This window comes from Herbaspirillum sp. GW103 (assembly GCF_000261365.1).
Lineage (GTDB): Bacteria > Pseudomonadota > Gammaproteobacteria > Burkholderiales > Burkholderiaceae_D > Herbaspirillum.
Window position 1 is genome coordinate 1 of sequence record NZ_AJVC01000006.1, and the last position, 18,902, is coordinate 18,902.

Annotated in this window: 16 protein-coding genes; 4 read left to right on the plus strand and 12 right to left on the minus strand. The window is 63.3% G+C overall.

All coding sequences use genetic code 11. From position 1 onward, the window contains the following. Positions 1-33: 33 nt before the first annotated feature. On the minus strand, positions 34-615 hold the full coding sequence (locus tag GWL_RS18555; protein WP_192811594.1) for a mechanosensitive ion channel family protein: 582 nt from the start codon (positions 613-615) through the stop codon (positions 34-36). Between the two features lie 364 nt (positions 616-979). Here GWL_RS18555 and GWL_RS18560 point away from each other — a divergent pair, with 364 nt between their 5' ends. Then, positions 980-1,909 (plus strand): NADP-dependent oxidoreductase, encoded by a 930-nt coding sequence (locus GWL_RS18560; protein WP_008333132.1) that lies wholly within the window; start codon positions 980-982, stop codon positions 1,907-1,909. Positions 1,910-1,951: 42 nt separating this feature from the next. On the opposite strand, the gene GWL_RS18565 is transcribed toward GWL_RS18560, so the two are convergent. From GWL_RS18565 to GWL_RS18595, 7 genes are all read right to left on the minus strand, one after another. After that, positions 1,952-2,539 (minus strand): carboxymuconolactone decarboxylase family protein, encoded by a 588-nt coding sequence (locus tag GWL_RS18565; protein ID WP_008333134.1) that lies wholly within the window; start codon positions 2,537-2,539, stop codon positions 1,952-1,954. 252 nt (positions 2,540-2,791) lie between these two features. Continuing rightward, positions 2,792-4,114 carry an MFS transporter gene (locus GWL_RS18570; protein WP_034351456.1) on the minus strand — a complete coding sequence of 441 codons (1,323 nt, stop codon included), beginning with the start codon at positions 4,112-4,114 and terminating at the stop codon, positions 2,792-2,794. A gap of 60 nt (positions 4,115-4,174) precedes the next feature. Beyond that, a complete protein-coding gene (locus tag GWL_RS18575) occupies positions 4,175-5,116 on the minus strand; it encodes a hydroxyacid dehydrogenase (RefSeq protein WP_008333145.1) in 942 nt (313 codons plus the stop codon). Beyond that, positions 5,113-5,802 (minus strand): RraA family protein, encoded by a 690-nt coding sequence (locus tag GWL_RS18580; protein WP_008333147.1) that lies wholly within the window; start codon positions 5,800-5,802, stop codon positions 5,113-5,115. Before GWL_RS18580 ends, GWL_RS18575 begins: the two co-directional genes overlap by 4 nt. Positions 5,803-5,851: 49 nt before the next feature. Then, a complete protein-coding gene (locus GWL_RS18585) occupies positions 5,852-6,772 on the minus strand; it encodes an SMP-30/gluconolactonase/LRE family protein (RefSeq protein ID WP_008333148.1) in 921 nt (306 codons plus the stop codon). After that, positions 6,769-8,106, minus strand: a complete 1,338-nt coding sequence (locus GWL_RS18590; RefSeq protein ID WP_008333150.1) for an MFS transporter — start codon at positions 8,104-8,106, stop codon at positions 6,769-6,771. Before GWL_RS18590 ends, GWL_RS18585 begins: the two co-directional genes overlap by 4 nt. Positions 8,107-8,117: 11 nt before the next feature. Next, positions 8,118-9,065, minus strand: coding sequence for an amidohydrolase (locus tag GWL_RS18595; protein WP_008333158.1), 948 nt, complete (start codon positions 9,063-9,065; stop codon positions 8,118-8,120). Between the two features lie 127 nt (positions 9,066-9,192). On the opposite strand from GWL_RS18595, the gene GWL_RS18600 reads away from it, so the two are divergent. The 3 genes from GWL_RS18600 to GWL_RS18610 all read left to right on the plus strand — a co-directional run bounded on the left by GWL_RS18600 (position 9,193) and on the right by GWL_RS18610 (position 12,360). Beyond that, complete coding sequence (locus GWL_RS18600; RefSeq protein WP_008333171.1) at positions 9,193-10,074, plus strand: LysR family transcriptional regulator; 882 nt, start codon at positions 9,193-9,195, stop codon at positions 10,072-10,074. Between the two features lie 242 nt (positions 10,075-10,316). Continuing rightward, positions 10,317-10,994 carry a YitT family protein gene (locus GWL_RS18605; RefSeq protein ID WP_237713604.1) on the plus strand — a complete coding sequence of 226 codons (678 nt, stop codon included), beginning with the start codon at positions 10,317-10,319 and terminating at the stop codon, positions 10,992-10,994. A 106-nt stretch (positions 10,995-11,100) separates the two neighbouring features. After that, a complete protein-coding gene (locus GWL_RS18610; RefSeq protein ID WP_008333179.1) occupies positions 11,101-12,360 on the plus strand; it encodes a nitrate regulatory protein in 1,260 nt (419 codons plus the stop codon). A 25-nt stretch (positions 12,361-12,385) separates the two neighbouring features. Here GWL_RS18610 and atzF read toward each other — a convergent pair whose 3' ends face one another. The 4 genes from atzF to GWL_RS18630 all read right to left on the minus strand — a co-directional run bounded on the left by atzF (position 12,386) and on the right by GWL_RS18630 (position 18,901). Then, positions 12,386-13,801, minus strand: coding sequence for an allophanate hydrolase (atzF, locus tag GWL_RS18615; protein ID WP_008333181.1), 1,416 nt, complete (start codon positions 13,799-13,801; stop codon positions 12,386-12,388). Continuing rightward, positions 13,798-17,421, minus strand: a complete 3,624-nt coding sequence (uca, locus tag GWL_RS18620) for an urea carboxylase (RefSeq protein WP_008333182.1) — start codon at positions 17,419-17,421, stop codon at positions 13,798-13,800. The genes atzF and uca overlap by 4 nt, the downstream gene beginning before the upstream one ends. A gap of 98 nt (positions 17,422-17,519) precedes the next feature. Further along, positions 17,520-18,155, minus strand: a complete 636-nt coding sequence (locus GWL_RS18625; RefSeq protein WP_008333183.1) for an urea amidolyase associated protein UAAP2 — start codon at positions 18,153-18,155, stop codon at positions 17,520-17,522. Between the two features lie 14 nt (positions 18,156-18,169). After that, positions 18,170-18,901 (minus strand): urea amidolyase associated protein UAAP1, encoded by a 732-nt coding sequence (locus GWL_RS18630; RefSeq protein WP_008333184.1) that lies wholly within the window; start codon positions 18,899-18,901, stop codon positions 18,170-18,172. Between the last annotated feature and the right edge of the window lies 1 nt (position 18,902).

An 18,902-nucleotide genomic window follows, 5' to 3' on the forward strand; every position in this document is an offset into this window, starting at 1 on the left:
GAACGCATCTCACGCCTATTTATGAAATGGGTTCTAAAATCCCGTCCCACGCTCATCACTCCACCTGCGCACCATCCGCTGAAAGAACAGACTGTTCGGCAACTGCAGGATCGTCTTCTCTTCCTGCCCCTCCTCCAGCAAGGTGGTATAGACCAGGTTGATATCCAGCACCCGCCCCTTTACGCCAGGCTTGTCACCGCCTTCCAGCACCTCGATCATGTCCCCCACGCGGAACGGCCCTGTAGTAAAGATCAGGATGGCGCAAAACAGATTGGACAACACACTCCACACCGCAAAGAACGCCACCGCACCCACGGCGGCGAATCCGGTAAACGCAGACCATAGCACCGTACCGGAGACTCCCATCCGCTCCAGCGCCCACAGTACGGCACCGCCATAGATGAAAAATCCCAGCACCCGCTGCGTGAGCATGATTGCCGTAGCCGGCAAACCGTAATCGCGTTCGACCCTCGCGATGAGGCGCCTGGCCACCCGCATGATCGCCAGCGCCAGCAGAAAAATCAGCACCACCTCCGTCACCGGCACCAGCACGTCGAACCAGTCAGCCACCCATTGCGGCAAATTATCGTGGATGGATTGCAAAACTCTGTTCATTCAATTCCTCTTGAAAATCATTTGCACAGGCCTTTCCTGCTCGCCAGCGACACCGCGCACACAGAAAAAGTGCCGCAAAATCCTGACGTACGATAACACCACAGAAACAGCGTCACGCACTCGCGCAAGGGCAGGCAGAACTTCCGGATGACACTGACTTATAGCATCAGCAGTCAAACTTATCGAGTCATCAGCCCAGCTTATTACTGGAATATGGATAGTCTATTTGCATTGCCTTGACGCTTCTCTCTAGGATCCGATCCTGAAGTAGCTCACGGCGGACCGGCTGCTCTTCAAACCAACGCCGCACACCGTCTGCCAGCAGAGTTTTCCACAAGGACCAAGCATCCACGAAAGAGGCACGATGAATACGAAGGCAATCCGCTATCACCAATACGGCCCCCCGGAAGTCATGGTTCTGGAAACCATCGAGGCGCCCGCCCTGACCTCAGGCCAGGTCCGTGTCCGCCTGTGCGCGGCGGGAGTCGCTCCTCTGGATACCAAACTCAGAGCTGGTCTGCTTGAACGCCACGTACCACTCAGACTACCCAAGGTCCCCGGCCGCGACGGTGCGGGCGTGATCGTCGAATCCAGCGCCGAGGGTCTCCAAGTCGGCGACGCCGTCTGCGTAATCGCCGACATGTTCGGCCAGGGCACCTACGCCGACAGCATCGTCCTGCCGGCAGCGCGCGTGGTCGCGCAGCCCGCCTCGCTGTCAAACCGACAGGCAGCGGCGCTGTTGCAGCCCGGCGCAAGCGCCTGGATTCCCATGGTCAGAACAGCACAGGTATCCAGCGGCATGAAGATACTGGTACACGCCGGTTCCGGCGCAGTAGGCAGCCTGATGATCCGGCTGGCGGTGCACCTGGGCGCCGAGGTCTGGGCAACCTGCAGCAGTGCCAACCGGGATGCCGTGCTGGCATTGGGTGCGACCGGGGTCGTCGCCCATGACAAGGAGGATTTCTCGACATTGCGCGGGTTCGATGTCGTCTTCGACCTGGTGGGCGCAGACACCCACGACCGTTCCTATCCCGTCCTCAAACCCGGGGGCCAGCTGGTCTGGCTGGTCGCTGCCCCGATCCGGGAACGCGGGGACGAATTCAAGGTACGTGTGATCCGCTCGATCATCGATGACGATCCGGAGTGCCTGCGACAGGTCGCGCTGCTGGCGCAACAACAAGTGCTGGTACCCGCGGTCGGTCAGTGCTTCCCCCTCGCAGAGGCTGCCTTCGCGCACGCGCTGCTGGAGTCCGGCAAGGCGCCGCGCGGAAGGATCGTGCTCGATATCGCGTAAGCCTGGCCGGCGGCATGCCACTGCCAGACACACACCCGACATTCACTCCGCTGCGCTGCCGGCGGGTTCATCAAAGGGCAGCGGTGCTTGTCCATGGCGCACATGGAAGACGTTCAGCGTCATGGCCACCAGAGAATAGTAGCCCAGCAGTCCCACAAGATTGACCAGCACCTCGATACCGAAGCGTTCTTGCGCCTCCCGATACAAGGGCTCGGAAATACGTCTGTTCTCGTAAAGTTCTTCCACGAATTCCCAGATCATCTGTTCGTCGCGCGCCTCAAAGGCAGGGGGCCTGCCCAGTCGAACCCGCTCGACATTGTCCGCGTCCAGCCCGGCCTCGATGGCAATGGGATAGTGAATCTGCCACTCCGCCTGAGCTTGCCATTTCGCGGCCGTGCAGAGAATGGCCAGCTCCGACAGTCGCAACGGCAGCTGCGTGTGATAACGGCAGAATGCGCCCAGCTTCTGGGCAGGCTGCGCCAGTTCGGGACTGTGGATCCAGGACAGGAAGGGACCGGCCAGGTTGCCACGCGGGCCCTTCAGGATATCGTCCAGGACTTCCTTTTGTGCGGGGGTGGCGGTGGCGATGTCGACCACCGGCAGGCGCGGCTTGCTCTCGTGTTGCTGCATGGGATTCCTTGTCAGAGTCAGAGGCGGGCATGTGAAGACCGTGCGTGATATTGCCCGATCCAGACGCCCCAACGCAACCTTGCCCGAAGACAAAGATGAATGCGCTCCTCGCCGCAGGCTTCGGGCACCGACAGGTGACAGCCATCATCACATCTGCGACGCCCGCGTTCTGCTGTTGCAGACAGCCCGAACGAAAAGAGCCGCCTGCAAATGCGGGCGGCTCTCATGTACTCCATCACGCTTGCGTCAGGCTCAGCGCACCGCTTCCTTCAGGGCACCCGTACCTGCCGCGCGCGACTTGCGCGACAACACCAGCAGGATGGCCACGCTCACCACCGACAGACCTACCATCGGCAGCAAGGCCATGGCATAACTGCCGGTGGCAGATTTGACCCAGCCGTAGACGTTGACCATCACGCCGCCGCCGATCAGATTGGACACCGCATTGATACCCGCCAGGCCGGCTGCGGCCGAGCCCGTGGCCAACCAGCTGGACGCCATGGCCCAGAACGGTCCCTTGAACGAGTAGGCGCCAATGAGCACCATGGTCAGCAACAGCACCACTGGCACCAACGTATGGGCCAGCGTAGCCAGTGCCAGACCACTGCCGATCAGGATCAGCGGAACGGCGGTATGCCAGCGACGTTCGCCAGTACGGTCGGAATGACGACCCCACCACACCATCAGCACCGAAGCGATCAGGTAGGGAATCGAATTGACCAGCCCGGTCTGCATCACTGTCAGGCCGAAGGACCTGAGCAACTGAGGCTGCCATACGTTCAAGACCGAACCGGCCGCCGAGGCGCAGGCGCACACCAGCGCCATGCCCCATACATGCGGCTGGCTGAACAGCTTCCACAAGGGGATATGCTGCTTGGCGGCACGGCTGGCGGCCTCACGGTTCATGGTCGCGACCAGCCACTGGCGCTGTTGCTCATTGAGCCAGCGAGCCTGGTCGGGACGATCCGTCAGGAAGGACAGACACACCAGTCCCAGCAACACCGTCGGCAGGCCCTCCAGCACGAACAGCCAGTGCCAGCCCCGCAATCCGCCGATACCATCCATCTGTAGCAGCAGCGCCGAGACCGGCGAGGCCACGAAGCTGGCCGCCGGAATGGCCACCATGAACAGCGCCACGATACGGGCACGATAGGCCGAAGGCACCCAGTAAGTCAGGTACAGCACCACACCGGGGAAGAATCCGGCCTCCGCTGCCCCCAGGATGAAGCGCACGAAATACAACGACGTCGGCCCCTGCACCAGCGCCGTACTGGCCGAGATCAGGCCCCAGCTGATCATGATGCGGGCCAGCCACTTGCGTGCGCCGAACTTCTGCAGTGCCAGGTTGCTGGGCACTTCAAAGATGAAGTAGGCGATGAAGAAAAGGCTGCTGGCAAAGCCGAACATCTTGGGTGACAGACCGATATCCTGGTTCATCTGCAAGGCCGCCATACCGATGTTGCCACGGTCGATGAAGGCAAACAGGTAACACAGCATCAGGAAGGGCAACAGGCGCCAGGTCACCTTGCGTACGGTCTCGCTCTCGAGCCGCTTTTCGTCTTGGATTGTCTCCATGTCTCTCTCTCGGAAGTCGGGTGCCGCCTGTGTCGGCGGCTGGCCCAGGGTCATTATGGATCAGGCGGCAACCGCCTGAGCGTTCAGGATGGCCAGCACGTTACTGGCCGCACCGGTGCCCATGGCGATATAGGCATCTGCGGTCACGCCGCCGATGTGCGGGCTGAGGATGGTATTGCCGACGTTTTGCAGGGGATGCGGTGCAGTGAATGGTTCTTTTTCGAAACTATCCAGTCCGGCCGCGCGCAGCCTGCCCGAAGCCAGTGCGGCAATGAGCGCCTGTTCATCGATCAGCCCGCCACGGGCCGTATTGACGAGGATGCTGCCATCCTTCATGCAGGCCAGCGACTGCGCGTTGATCATGTGCTTGTTCTCGGGCGTGAGCGGGCAATGCAGCGAGACCACGTCAGACTGCGCAAGGAGCGTATCGAGATCGACCAGCTGTACGCCTTGCGGGGCCTGAGTGGCATACGGATCATGGGCCAGCACCGGCATTTCCAGCGCAGCTGCAACGGCTGCCACGCGACGACCGATCGCGCCCAGGCCCACCAGTCCAAGGGTGCGCCCGCGCAGCTCCACACTCTTGTGGGTGGATTTGTCCCAGTGCCCTTCCCGCATGCGCTGGTCCAGCCCCACCACGCTCTTGGCGCAGGCCATGATGAGTGCCCAGGTGTGCTCGGCCACGGCCGGGGCATTGGCGCCCGCCGCTGCCTTGACGGCAATGCCGCGCTGCTGCGCCGCCTGGCTGTCGATGGAATCGATGCCCGTGCCATGCTTGGAAATGACGCGCAAGCCTGGAGCCGCATCCATCACGCGGGCGCTCACGCCGCCATAACGCACGATGATGGCCACCGGCTGGTGTTGTCGGGCCAGCGCGATCAGATCATCCTCGGTCGGCTTGGCACCGGCATAGACCAGTTGATAGTCCCGCAGCAGCTCGACCGCCTCCGCTGCCAGGTCGACACCGGTGACGATCACCACCTCCTTGTTTGCCGCGCTCACAGCGTTTCTCCTTCTGCCAATACGCCACCCTTGCGCAGTGCGCCCTCCAGCCAGGTCGGACGCAACGGACCACCGCCACGGATCTCGGAGAGGCGCTTGGTTTCATCGGCCACCTTCTTGGCCGCAGCAGCCAGCAGAGATGCCGCTTTCTCGCGCTCGACCACTACCACGCCATCGGCATCGCCCACGATCAGGTCTCCCGGTTGCACCGCCGTGCCACCCACCGAGATCGGCCAGTTCACGCGGCCTGCAATGTTCTTGGTCGGGCCATTCGGATTGGCGCCCACGGCATAGACCGGAAAGCCGATCTCGCGCAGGGCTTCAGTGTCACGCACCGAGCCATAGATGATGATGCCGGCCAGGCCGCTGGCCTTGCACTGCGAGACCATGATCTCGCCCATCAGCGCACAGGTCTCATCGCCCTTGCCATCGATGACCAGCACGTCGCCCGGCTTGGCGATGGCCATGGCGGCGTGGATCATGAGGTTGTCACCCGGACGGACTTCCACGGTCAGTGCCGGTCCGGCCACGCGCATGGTGGGCGACAGCGGCGCCACTCGGCTGCACAGGGTGCCGCGACGACCGGCCACATCGGCCAGGATGGAAGCAGCAAATTCCGAAGCCTGGGCCACGACGGCGGCATCGACGCGTTCGAAGTCGCGGATGAAATCAGGTTGGGAGCTCATGGTGATCCTTTGATGAAAATGAAAACGAAGACGAAGAGGAAGCCCACGCTCAAGCGTGGGAGTACATGGGCAGGCCGGCTACCGGCACGTCGGCGCGCAGGATGGATCCGGTCTGGGATTCGGTGATGAAGAGGCTCTTGCCATCCGGTCCGCCAAAGGCCAGGTTGGTGGTCGAAATACCGGCTGTGGAACGGATGCGCAGCAGCGGTTCGGCAAACTTCGACAGGCGCCAGATGGAGCCGAAGCCGGTATGGGCGATATAGAGACAACTCTGCGCATCCAGCGCCAGACCATCGGGCCCGGCCATACCGCCGTGCAGGTTGGCGAACACGCCGACCTTGCCGACCACACCGTTGTGATGCAGCGGGATGCGCCAGATCTGCTGCGCCCGCGTCACCGCCACCAGCAGGTGATTGAGGACCGGGTCATGGACGATGCCATTGGGACTGGGAATGGTGTTGATGAGACAGCTCAGCTGACCATCGGGCGCGAGACGGTAGACGCGACCGGTGGCGTCCTGCAATCCGGTCTGACCCTGGTCAGTGAAATAGATCTCGCCACCGGGTCCGAACACCAGATCATTGACACCCTTGAAGCCTTCCGAACCGACCGTCTCCAGCAGTGGCGTGACGCTGCCGCTGTCGGGATCGAGCTGTACCAGTCCGCGCTTGTAGTCGGTGATGACGATACGACCGGTCTTGTCGATCTTCAGGCCATTGGGCCAGCCGTCGTATTCGGTGACCAGTTCCCACTGACCATCCATGGAGATGCGGAAGATCCGGCCATAGGGAATGTCGGTGACGTACAGCCGGCCCTGGCGGTCGAAGGAAGGACCTTCGAGGAAGGAATCGATGGGCAGGCCGCCCCGGTTGGCATCACCCCAGGCGTTCTTGCGGGGCTTGCGAAAATGCTCGGGCAGGCGCGTGAAGACACCGGCCTCGATCACGGGAGGCGGGGCAAAGAAGCTCATGCTGTTTCCTTGGAAGCGGGAGGAACGCGGGACGGATCACCCAGTGCCAGGGTGATGACGGCACCCAGCAGCAAGGCACCGGCCACGAAGATCAACGGATACGTAAAGCCCTGCGTGGCCTGGCGGATGAAGCCGATCACGGACGGCCCGACGAAGCCGCCCAGGTTGCCGATGGAAACGATCAGCGCCAGGCCGCCAGCCGCCGCACGTCCGGTCAGGAAGCCCGAGGGGATGGCCCAGAAGGTCGCCTGGAAGGAGAGGATGGACGCCACCGCGATGGTAATGGCCAGCATCTTCAGCGGCGGCGTATGCAGGAAGGCCGAGATCGCCAGCGACACGGCCGCCAGCACGATGGCCCCGGCCACGAAGAACAGGCGTCGCTCGCTGCGATTGGCCAGACGCGCCCAGAGGATCATCGCCACCGCACCGACCAGGTAAGGAACGGCCGCGACCAGGCCAACCTGATGCGATGGCAGGCCGAACTCGCGGATGATCTGCGGCAGCCACAAGCCGATGCCGAGGGAACCGATGATGCCGCAGAAGTTGGCAGCGGCCAGCGCGAACACACGCCAGTTCGTAAAGGCATCCTTGAGCTTGTTGCCATGACGGGCGGCCAGGACGTTCTGTTCGGTGGACAGGGCATTGTCCAGCCACTGCTTTTCGTCAGGGGTGAGCCAGGCAGCCTTGGACGGGCGATCCGGCAACAGGAACAGGCACAGCACGCCCAGCAGCACAGCCGGCAAGGCTTCCAGCAAGAGCAGCACCTGCCAGCCCTGATAGCCCCACATGCCGTGCAATTCCATCAGAGCGCCCGACAGCGGCGAGCCGATGATGTTGGCGATCGGAATGCCGATCAGGAAAAAGGCCGTGGCCTTGCCGCGCCAGGCACCGGGGAACCACTGGGTGAAGTACAGGTAGATGCCCGGCGTGAATCCGGCCTCGGCCATGCCCAGCAGGAAGCGCGCCAGAGCAAAGCTCTTGGGACCGACCACGAAGGCGGTGGCCATCGAGATCAGGCCCCAGGAAATCATGATGCGCGAGATCCACATGCGGGCGCCGAAGCGATGCAGCGCCAGGTTGCTGGGGATCTCGAAGAGAAAATAGCCGATGAAGAACAGCCCCGCCCCCAGACCGAACTGCGACGGTGTCAGGCCCAGATCCTTGTTCATGGTCAGCGCGGCGAAACCGACGTTGATGCGATCGAGGTAGCTGACCACGTAGCACAACAGAATGAAGGGAATGAGACGGCGCAACACCTTCTTCATGATGGCCTCTTCACTGACGACGGGTGTAGCCACAGCCGCTGCTGCGGGAGAGATGGAAACCTGCGACATGGGCGACTCCGTCAGAATTGGTAAAGGCGAGTGGGGTTGTCGACCAGCACGGTACGCACCATCGCGTCCGAACCCAGCCAGGCCGTCATGACATCGAGCAGGCGTGCATCGTCGGGCTTGTGTTGCTCGGTCGGATGCGGCCAGTCGCTGCCCCACACCAGCTGGGACGGCGCCACTTGCAGCAGGGCGCGCGCCAATGGTGCGACGTCCTCGTAATCGGGGGCGCCACGCTTGCTGTGGAGATAGGCGCCGGAGAGCTTGACGCTGGCGCGCTGCTCGCGCATCAAGCCGGTGACGAAATCGAATACCGGATGGGTCGGGCCGGCCTGCAGGGGAATGCGGGCGAAGTGGTCGAACACCAGAGGCACCGGGAGCTTCGATAGCAGCGCACGGTTGTTCAGCAGGACCTCATTGGGCATGTTGACCTGAAGATGCCAGCCCAGCGGCGCCACACGGCGTGCCAGCGGCTCCATCATCGCAACGCTGGTGACCGACCCCAGCGCCAGGTTGAAGCGCAGTCCGCGCACTCCGGCGTGATGCAGGCGCTGCAGTTCGGCGTCGCTGACCTGGTCATTGACCACGGCCACGCCACGGGCGACATTGCCCAGTTGTGCCAGCGCATCGAGCATGCAGCTGTTGTCCACGCCATAAGCCGAAGGGGTCACCACGACGTTGCGCGTCGTACCCAGTCGCTGTTGCAGATGACGATACATGGCCACGGTGGCCGGCGCATGCAGCAGCTTGGCGCCGGGCGCCCATGCGAAGCGCGGGTCGTAGATGTGCATGTGACAGTCGCAGGCATCGGCCGGCAGACGGCTGGCGGCGTGTTCGCTGCCGGAGGAATGGGCATAGGTTTCGGATTGCGCCAGCGTCAGCGGCAGGTATGTCGCGGCCCCGAGGCCAAGCGCGAGGTGCGCGCTGCGCCGCAGGAAATGGCGCCGGGAAGGAAAGTCTTGCATCGTACTGGTCTCCATGTTGTCGTCACCGCCGAGGGCGAGTGTTCTTGTTTGGAGGGCAGTCTACGTGCGGGAATATTTAATGTATATTTGCTTTTATTTTTGAATTCATAACTTTCAGGAATGAATCATGGACTTCCGTGATCTCAAGTATTTTGCCGTCATCGCCGAGGAAGGGCATGTGGGACGGGCTGCCGAACGGCTCTACAAGACACAGCCGGCACTGACCAAATGTATTGATCGCCTGGAAGAACAACTGGGTGCACCGCTGTTCGAACGCGTGGGGCGCGGCATCCGCCTGACCGCGGTGGGTGAGGCCCTGCTCAACCGCGCGCGGCGCATCAGCCTGATGATGGACGAGACCGCCCGCGAGATCGGCGACTATGCCCACGGGCGCGAGGGCAACATCCGCCTGGGCTGTATCCCCACCCTGGCCGAGCACATCCTGCCGGGCATCTGCCAGCAGTTGCTGGCAGAGGCGGAGAAGGTCACGATCGATCTGAAGGTCTCCATGAACGATGCCCTGCTGGAGGGATTGAAGGCGGGAGAACTGGATGTGGTGCTGGGGCCGATGATCCAGGATGACGAAGTCTTCCATACCGAAGAGATCATGCGCGACGAGATGGTTGTTATGGCCAGTCCGAATCATCCGGTCTTCGACAGGAAGATCAAGCTGCGCCACCTGCTGGACTATCAATGGGTGCTGCCCGCGCAATCGGTCCTGAGCCGCCAGTGGCTGGACAACGTGTTCGACCGCCATCACCTCCCCCGTCCCACGGTCCAGATCACCCCGACCGTGCTGAACATGATCATGCCGCTCATCGAGCGCAGCAACCTGCTGGGCTTTGCCTCCAAGCTGAACCTGCTGGCCGGGCGCGGCCACCTGCGCGAAGTGGCGCTGAAGGAGACCACCATGCTGCGCCGGATGGGACTGACCTACCGGCGCGATACCTATCTCTCGCCGGCGGCACTGAGGCTCATCAAGATCATTCGCGGCACTTCGCTGGACTGACATTTCCAGCCCATCCGAAAATTCAGGCTCTGGCACATTTCCTGCTTGCCGAGAAGTGTTGCAGCGGCGCCGCGCCGTCTCATCCGGCTCTCGCCGCACTGCAACAAATCCATTACCATGCGCCCCAGCGGCGGCTGTCGACGATTGAAGGCAGCTGCACACCGTTGGCTGCACCGGCTTACCCGCCGACCTGGCCAGCGACGTGACGCGTTCGTTATCCACGATTGATGATTGGTATTGCCATGACGACTTCCACTGCGGATTCCTCGCCCTCCTCGCCCATTGCCGCTGCGCCCGCCGCACGTGCCAGTACCGCGGCCCTACCTGCCGTGCGCCACAGCTGGATCGACAACCTCCAAGGCCAGCTCTTCGGTGTGGTGATGATCGCCTTCGGCATGTCCATGCTGCACAGCCTGGGCCTGATCATCGGTCAGATCGCCGGTGTGGCCTTCCTGGTGACCTATGCCACCGGCATCAGCTTCGGCATGGCCTTTACCCTCATCAACCTGCCCTTCTACCTGCTGGCCGCCCTGCGCATGGGCGCCGCCTTCACCTGGCGCACCCTGGCCGCCGTCACGGCAGTCTCGGTACTGACCAACGTAGCCGGCAACTACATCAGCTACAGCCACCTCGATCCCGCCGTCGGGGCAGTGCTGGCCGGACTGTGCGTGGGCATCGGCCTGATCGGGCTGTTCCGCCACCAGGCCAGCTGCGGCGGCATGAGCATCCTGGCCACCTACGTGCAGGAACGCACCGGCTTCAAGGCCGGCTGGCTTCTGATGGGCTTTGACCTGGCGCTGTTTGCGACGGCGGCCCTGTTCCTGCCGATGGATCGCGTGTTCTATTCGCTCATCGGCGCCATCACGATGAACCTGTTCGTGGCGTGGAATCATCGCTACGAATGGTATATCGCCCGCTAGGGAGCGGATGCCGGGCAAGTCGATTCCATTACAATCCGGGGATGCAGCGCCATTGCATGAAACTTGCTGGCGCTGAGGGTCTCCCTGATTCTTCGTCCTGCCGTCCATGAGCCAAGTCCTGAACTACCTGATCACCGCCCGCCGCTGCGAAGTGGAGGAACTGCAACGCCTGGCTCGCACCTGCCAGCTGGTACTCACCGTGGGCAAGCTGATTCATTGCCTGCAGCAGGAACGCGGGGTCTCCAACATCTATCTCGGCTCGCGCGGCGAGCGGGATGCGCAGGAGTGCCAGGAGCGCGTAGCGGCGAGCCAGGCGGCACGGTGTGAATTCGATACCTGGCTGGAATCCACCGAGCACGACAACGCTCTCTCCAATGGCGCGCGTCTCTACACCCGCATCGCCTTCGCCCTGCATGCACTGGACGGGCTGCCCAAGCTGCGCGCCGATGTGGTGGCCCTCACCTGTACCCCGAGCGCCAGCTACGAGCGTTTCAAGACGGTGGTGGGCGCCCTGCTGGCGCTGGTGTTTGAAGCGGCCGACGTGGCCGTGGACCCCGAGATATCGCGTCTGCTGGTGGCGCTGTTCAACCTGATGCAGGGCAAGGAATTTGCCGGACGCGAACGGGCCGCCGGTGCTGCCGCGTTTGCCATGGGCAAGATCACGCGCGAACAGGAACAGACCATCGAAACCCAGATCGAGATGCAGGAACAGGCCCTGCGTCGTTTCGAATCCTTCGCCGAAGGTTTCCGCAACGAGTGGAGCGCCATGCAGGCCACCCTGCCGCTGGCCGATCTGGAAAGGCTGCGTCGCAAGCTGCTCACCGCGCATGGCCGTCCGCTCGATCCCGAACTGGCCGATGCCTGGTACCAGTGCTGCTCCACCCGCATGGATGGCCTGCACCGGGTCGAGATCCATCTGGCCAACTACCTGCAGTCGCAATGCAGGGACAAGATCGCCGAATTGCAGAAGGAACTGGACCACCAGGGCCAGCTCTTCAGCCAGGATGATGCACTCGATCCATTGGCCCCGTTGGTCGCCTTCCCCTCCAGCCTGGAAGACCAGGCGCTGCCGGAGCAATCGCTGCGTACCGGGGTGGGGCCGCACCTGACCCACTCCATCGTCGACATCCTGCGCACCCAGTCCGAGCGCCTGCAGAACCTGACCCAGGAACTGGCCACCGTGCGCGAGAGCCTGGAAGAACGCAAGCTCATCGAGCGGGCCAAGGGTGTGCTGATGATGAAGCAGGGCCTCAACGAAGAAGCCGCCTATCGCCTGCTGCGCAAACACGCCATGAACCAGAACCGGCGCATCGCCGAAGTGGCGCAGGCCATTCTCTCGCTGACCGAAATCCTGCCGGACGCCTGACCAGGCGTCCGCCCTCCTCGGTCACTCACGCCGCCAGCAGGCGGTTTTCGATCTGCCGCTGTCCGACCAGTGGCCTTCCATGTGCGCGCTGCAAGGCATCGGCCACGCCCAGCAGTGCCTGGTCGGTGAAGGCCGGGCCGAATACCGTGATGCCCCAGGGCAGGCCGTTCTTCATGAAGTTCATCGGGGTGGCGACGGCCGCGTAGTCCAGCATGTTCATGAAATTGGTGTACCAGCCCAGATCCGAATTGCGCTGCACCGGCTGCTCGTGCAATTCCTCCAGGGTCACCGGACGCGGATAGGCAGGCGTGACCACGCAATCGACAGTGCTGAGGATGCGGTCGCATTGCACCTTCAGTTGCTGCAGGCGATATTGTGCGCGGAAGGTATCGACGGCGCTGTACTGCGGTGCCTTGCGCAGCACGTCGCGAATCACCGGCAGGATCTCCTCAGGCCGTTCCTGCAACAGCGCTTCGATGGTGCTGTAGCGCTCGGCCACCCACGGACCTTCGTAGAGCAGGCGCGCTGCCTCCAGAAAGGGGCTGAAATCGATGGACACGGGTACGCCGCCGATGGCCTCCAGTTGTCCCAGCGCTTCCACGAACAGGACCGGACTCTCGCTGCAGCCGAGGAATTCCAGCTGGCGCGGTACTCCCACGCGCAAGCCCTCGCGTGGCGCCTGGAAGGCCGCTGCATCATTGTGCGGCAGGTTGGCCCGGCTGTATTCGTCGCGCTCGTCGGGCTCTCCTGATTGCGTGCACAGCGCCAGCAGTTGACTGGCTTCGGCTGCCGTGGCGGTGAAGAAGGTCACGCAATCCAGCGTACGGCAGGCGGGCACTACCCCGGCGGTGGAGAGCAGTCCCTTGGTCGCCTTCAGTCCGACCAGATTGTTCAGGGCGGCAGGGACGCGGCCACTGCCGGCCGTGTCAGTGCCCAATGCAAAGCTGCTCAAACCCAATGCCACCGCCAGCGATGAACCGGAGGACGAACCGCCGGAAGGATAATCCGGATGCACGCTGTTGCGGCAGGCGCCATAGGGCGAACGGGTGCCGTTGAGACCGGTGGCGAACTGATCCAGATTGCATTTGCCCATCGGCACCGCACCGAGCGCGATCAGTTGCGCTACCAGGGTGGCACTCTCGCGTGGTACGTAGCTGAAGGCCGGACAGGCCGCCGTGGTCGCAATACCCGCCAGGTCGATGTTGTCCTTGATCGAGAAGGGCACACCATACAGCGGCAGGCTGTGCGGGGACTGCCGTTCCAGCGCCTGCAGGTAGGGCTCGATCTCTTCCTCGCTCAACAGGTGGAGGTAGAGCCGGTATTGCGCATTGAGTGCGATGGCACGCTCACGCAGGCGGCCGATCACGGTGCGCGGGGACAGGCTGCCATCACGATAGGCCGCCGTGAGCGCATCGATGCGCAAGTCGAAAGGATGGATCATGCGGCCTCCTGTTCAATCTCTTCCATGACCAGCACGCACTGTCCCGCACGTACCGGACTGCCCGGCTGCACCCGTACTTCGGCGACGATGCCGGCTTCGGGGGCGGCGATGTTGATTTCCATCTTCATCGATTCCAGAATCATCAGCAGTTCACCTTGCGCCACCCGCTGGCCGGGACTGACCTTGACCTGCCACAGGTTGCCGGCAATGGGCGCATCCACGGCCAGTTGTCCCGCCTGCAGGGGTTGGTCTTCCTGCATGAGGGCACTGCCTTCCTCGCTCTCGTAGTCGGCCTGGCCGTTGGCGATCCAGCGCTGGCGCTCGGCATCGAAGGCTGCTTGCTGATGCTGGCGGAAGGCAGCGATACCCTCGGCTTCGCGTTGCAGAAAATCCTGGTAGTGCGCCAGATCCAGTCGCGTCTCCTCGATGCCGACCTCGAAGCGGCCCAGCGGGAAGTCGCGGCGGATGGTCTGCAATTCTTCGGCCGTGACCGGATAGAAACGGATCTGGTCGAAGAAGCGCAGCAGCCAGGGCTTGCCCCGGAAGGCCGCGACTTCGCGATAGCGGTTCCACATCTGCAGGGTGCGGCCCACGAACTGGTAACCGCCCGGTCCTTCCATGCCATAGATGCACATATAGGCACCGCCGATACCTACCGAGTTCTCGGCAGTCCAGGTGCGCGCCGGGTTGTACTTGGTCGTGACCAGGCGATGACGCGGGTCCAGCGGCGTAGCCACCGGCGCGCCCAGATAGACATCGCCCAGTCCCATGACCAGATAGCTGGCATCGAACACGGTCTGGCGCACTGCGCCGATATCCTTGAGGTCGTTGATGCGGCGGATGAATTCAAGATTGCTGGGGCACCACGGTGCATCCTTGCGCACGGTGGTCATGTATTTCTCGATGGCGAGCTGACAGGCCGGGTCGTCCCAGGACAAAGGCAGGTGCACGATACGCGAGGCCACCGTCAGGTTCTGGCGGGCGCAGACGGCATCCCACAATCCGGCGATGGTCTCCAGCAAGGTCGACAAGGGCAAGGCTTCCGGCTGGTAGTGCACCTGCAGCGAGCGGATGCCGGGCGTGAGATCGATCACCCCGGGAAGATGCTGTTCTTCCAAGGCCGCGATCAGGGCATGCACGCGGAAGCGCAGCACCAGGTCCAGTTGCGGGCTGCCCACTTCCAGCAGCAGATTGGCATCGCCCGACAGACGCGCCACCAGACGGTGTTCATCCTGTCCCAGGTCCAGCACGACGGGCGAGGCCAGCGCTGCCGGCGACCAGTCCACCGGCTGCGGCTGCAGGCTGGTGATAGCGGCTTGTGCGGCCAGGGCGATGCGGCGTGCAGTGCTCACCTCCACCGGAACGAAGCGCAGCTTGTCACCGGCCTTGAGCTGGCCAATCTGCCAGAGATCGGCCTCGATCACCGTGACCGGGCAGACGAAGCCGCCCAGGCTGGGGCCATCCGGTCCGAGGATGACCGGCATGTCGCCCGTGAAATCGACGGCACCGACGGCATAGGGATTGTCATGAATGTTGGAGGGATGCAGGCCGGCTTCGCCACCGCTGTCGCGCACCCATTCCGGCTTGGGACCGATCAGGCGCACGCCGGTGCGGCTGGAATTGAAATGGACTTCCCAGTCGGTGGCGAAGAAGGTCGCCATGTAGGCCGGCGTGAAATATTCCGGCGCGCCATGCGGACCATAGATCACGCGGACCTGACGTACCGCATCGAGGGCGGGATACAGGTCGGCCGGCAAGACCTGGCCGACCTCGGGCATGTCATCCTCGGACAATGGCAGCAGATGCAGGATGTCGCCACTGGCCAGCGCACGACCCGCATGACCACCAAACTGGCCCAGCGTGAAGGTGCTGCGGCTGCCCAGATAGGCCGGCACCTGCACGCCACCGCGCACGGCCAGATAGCTGCGCGCACCGGCGCCGCTGATGGTGCCAAGCTTCAGGGTGCTGCCGGCGGCGATGTGCAACACGGTGGCCATGGGCTGGGCTACGCCATCGAGCAAGACCGGGATCACGGCACCGGTGACCACCACGCTGGCGGCGGTATTGAAACGCAGTACCGGCCCCATCATGGTCACTTCCAGTCCCGCCGCATTCTCGGCATTGCCCAGCAGGCGATTGCCCAGCCGCAGGGCGCGCTCATCCATGGGACCTGAGGGCGGCACGCCGACGGCCCAATAACCGATGCGGCCAGGATGATCCTGCACCGTGGTCTGGGTACCGGGTGACAGGACCTCCACCGTATCGGCGTGATAGACCAGTTGTTCCAGACAACGCGTCCATGGCTTGCCGTCGGCAAAGGGGGCATCGGCCAGGATCTGGCGCAGGTAATGCTGATTGGTTTCCACGCCATACAGCAGGGTCTCGCGCAGCGCCGCATCCAGCGCCACACGGGCAGCTTCACGGGTGGGCTGCCAGCTGATCAGCTTGGCGATCATGGGATCGAAATACGGCGGGATCTCACAACCGGCCTCGACCCAGGTATCGATGCGCAAGGTCTGTCCATCGGCCGGCGGGAAATCGACGGCGGTCAGCAAGCCCGGGCAGGGCTGGAACTGGCGCCCCGGATCTTCCGCATACAGACGCGCCTGGATTGCATGGCCACGCGGCTGCAAACGGGACGCCAGTTGCGACAGCGGTGGCAGGTCGCCGGCTGCCAGTTCGATCATCCAGCGCACCAGATCCACGCCCCAGACCTGTTCGGTCACGCCGTGTTCCACCTGCAGGCGCGTGTTGACTTCGAGGAAGTAGAACTGCCCGGCCAGACTGTCATAGACGAACTCCACCGTACCTGCACTGCGATAGTTCACCGCGCGCGCCAGCTGGATGGCTGCCGCGCACAGGGCCTCGGCCATGCCCTCGGGAAGATGGGGCGCGGGCGTTTCTTCCAGCACTTTCTGGTTGCGTCGTTGCACCGAGCAGTCCCGTACGCCCAGGGCGATCACCTCGCCCTGCCCGTCACCGAAGACCTGCACTTCCAGATGGCGGGCACGTTCGATGTATTTCTCGATGAAGACGCCGGCGTCGCTGAAATTGTTCTGGCCCAGTCGACGCACCGAATCAAAGGCGTCCGTCAATTCCGCATCGCTGCGGCAGACGCGCATGCCGATGCCGCCACCGCCCGCCGTGCTTTTGAGCATCACCGGATAACCCACGCGCGACGCAGCCGAGAGCGCATCGTCGAGGCTCTCCAGCAGGTCGGTGCCTTCCAGCATCGGCACGCCCTGCTCACGCGCCAGTGCGCGCGCGGTGTGCTTGAGTCCGAAGATGCGCAGCTGCGCGGGCGTGGGGCCGACGAAGGCGATGCCGGCGGCTTCGCAGGCTTCGGCAAAGGCGGCATTCTCGGAGAGAAAACCATAACCGGGATGGATGGCCTGCGCGCCACTGTCGCGGGCGGCGGCCAATATCTTGTCCACAGCCAGATAGGTCTGGGCCGCCGCACCTTCTCCCAACGAGATGGCGCGGTCGGCCTGCAGGACGTGCAGGCTGCCGAGGTCGGCTTCGGAATAGACGCACACGCCGGTCACGTCCAGCGTGCGCAGGGTGCGCAGGATGCGGCAGGCAATGGCGCCGCGATTGGCGATGAGCAGATGGTCAAACATGGAATGGGCCTGGAAATCCGGGTCGTCCCGTGATTCGAAAAACCGGCTCGCGGTCGTCCGCGAGGGGCGCAGGGCTGCGTACGTTCAAGGTCTCGGGATCAGTCCCACACCAGTACTTCGGCGGCGGTCGGGTTCCAGCCGTTGCAGGGATTGTTCAGCTGCGGACAGTTGGAAATAAGCACGATCAGGTCCTGCTCGGCGCGCAGCTCCACGTACTTGCCGGCAGCGGAAATACCATCCTCGAAGGTGAGACCGCCTTCCGGGGTGACCGGCACGTTCATGAAGAAATTGATGTTGGCACCGATGTCGCGCTTGTTGAGCCGTCCATCATGCAGGCAGGCGCACAGAAAATTGTCGCGGCAGCTGTGCATGTAGCGTTTCTCCAGCGCATAGCGCACGGTATTGCTCTCCTGCGCGCACGCGCCACCCAGCGTGTCATGACGACCGCAGGTGTCGGCCACGATGGTGGCCAGGGCGCGCCCCAGGTTGGAGTACAGCACGCTGCCCGCACCCAGGTAGGCCCGGTTCTGGCGACGCAGCGTGCGCTGCGGATCGTAACGTTCACGCGGATTGGCGGCGCTGTAGAACAGCGTATCGATGGCCTGATTGCCTTCCAGGTCCAGCAAGCGCACGGTCTGTCCGGCACTGAGGTTGAAGAGATACGGTTCGCCCGCCGGAATCACATGACGGAACACGGCTTGTTCGGGGGTGCGCTGGCTTTCGATGATGTGCATGAGATTCTCCCTCTTCAGAGATGGAAGCGTTCGGTGTTGTGGAAGGCGCGCTCATTCTCGGGGCGCGAATGGCGGCAGGCGTGCGTGGTGTCATCGCTGTGCGTATGCAGCCATTCCAGCCGGACCGGCAGCGGCGCGTACTGTGGATGCGGGTCCATGGGATGCTGCAGGGCGGTCAGGATGATGAGCGTGTCCATCGGTGCGGCCAGCTCGATGTAGTCACCGGCCCTGGAATTGCCGGGCACGAAGTGGAACACCCCTTCGGCATCCACGTTCACGCGCGAGAACAGGTTCACCACCATCAGCAGGTCCTGCAGGTCGAGGTTCCACTTGCCCATTTCCACCAGCAGGTTGTCCACACCGTTGCGATGGAAACCGTTGCGCAATTCCTGATAGCGGCCCTGGCCGTATTTCTCGCGCACTTCCTCGGCATTGAGGACGCCGCCGAAGCTGTCATGCCAGCCACAGGTGTCTTCGGTGATGGCGGCCAGTACGCGGCCCATGTCGGAGTACAGGCAATGGCCGGCCTGCAGGCGCGCGGTGTGCTGGCCCTTCAGGGTATCGGGCAGGTTCAGCCGCTCGCTGGGTTGCCGGGCATTCAACATCATCATGCTGACGTTGGCGCCGCCTTCGATGTCGGTGATGCGCAGCGACTGGCCGCGCTTGAGGATGAAGGAGGTATGGCCGCCGCCGGGCAGCAGTTCTTCATAGAGTCTGGCCTGCAGGGCCAGGGGATCCTTGCTCATG

Bases quoted from the DNA above. Each gene is read 5' to 3' on its own strand.
- GWL_RS18555 (WP_192811594.1), bottom strand. From the start codon at position 615: ATGAACAGAGTTTTGCAATCCATCCACGATAATTTGCCGCAATGGGTG.
- GWL_RS18560 (WP_008333132.1), top strand. From the start codon at position 980: ATGAATACGAAGGCAATCCGCTATCACCAATACGGCCCCCCGGAAGTC.
- GWL_RS18565 (WP_008333134.1), bottom strand. From the start codon at position 2,539: ATGCAGCAACACGAGAGCAAGCCGCGCCTGCCGGTGGTCGACATCGCC.
- GWL_RS18570 (WP_034351456.1), bottom strand. From the start codon at position 4,114: ATGGAGACAATCCAAGACGAAAAGCGGCTCGAGAGCGAGACCGTACGC.
- GWL_RS18580 (WP_008333147.1), bottom strand. From the start codon at position 5,802: ATGAGCTCCCAACCTGATTTCATCCGCGACTTCGAACGCGTCGATGCC.
- GWL_RS18585 (WP_008333148.1), bottom strand. From the start codon at position 6,772: ATGAGCTTCTTTGCCCCGCCTCCCGTGATCGAGGCCGGTGTCTTCACG.
- GWL_RS18590 (WP_008333150.1), bottom strand. From the start codon at position 8,106: ATGTCGCAGGTTTCCATCTCTCCCGCAGCAGCGGCTGTGGCTACACCC.
- GWL_RS18595 (WP_008333158.1), bottom strand. From the start codon at position 9,065: ATGCAAGACTTTCCTTCCCGGCGCCATTTCCTGCGGCGCAGCGCGCAC.
- GWL_RS18600 (WP_008333171.1), top strand. From the start codon at position 9,193: ATGGACTTCCGTGATCTCAAGTATTTTGCCGTCATCGCCGAGGAAGGG.
- GWL_RS18605 (WP_237713604.1), top strand. From the start codon at position 10,317: ATGACGACTTCCACTGCGGATTCCTCGCCCTCCTCGCCCATTGCCGCT.
- GWL_RS18610 (WP_008333179.1), top strand. From the start codon at position 11,101: ATGAGCCAAGTCCTGAACTACCTGATCACCGCCCGCCGCTGCGAAGTG.
- atzF (WP_008333181.1), bottom strand. From the start codon at position 13,801: ATGATCCATCCTTTCGACTTGCGCATCGATGCGCTCACGGCGGCCTAT.
- uca (WP_008333182.1), bottom strand. From the start codon at position 17,421: ATGTTTGACCATCTGCTCATCGCCAATCGCGGCGCCATTGCCTGCCGC.
- GWL_RS18625 (WP_008333183.1), bottom strand. From the start codon at position 18,155: ATGCACATCATCGAAAGCCAGCGCACCCCCGAACAAGCCGTGTTCCGT.
- GWL_RS18630 (WP_008333184.1), bottom strand. From the start codon at position 18,901: ATGAGCAAGGATCCCCTGGCCCTGCAGGCCAGACTCTATGAAGAACTG.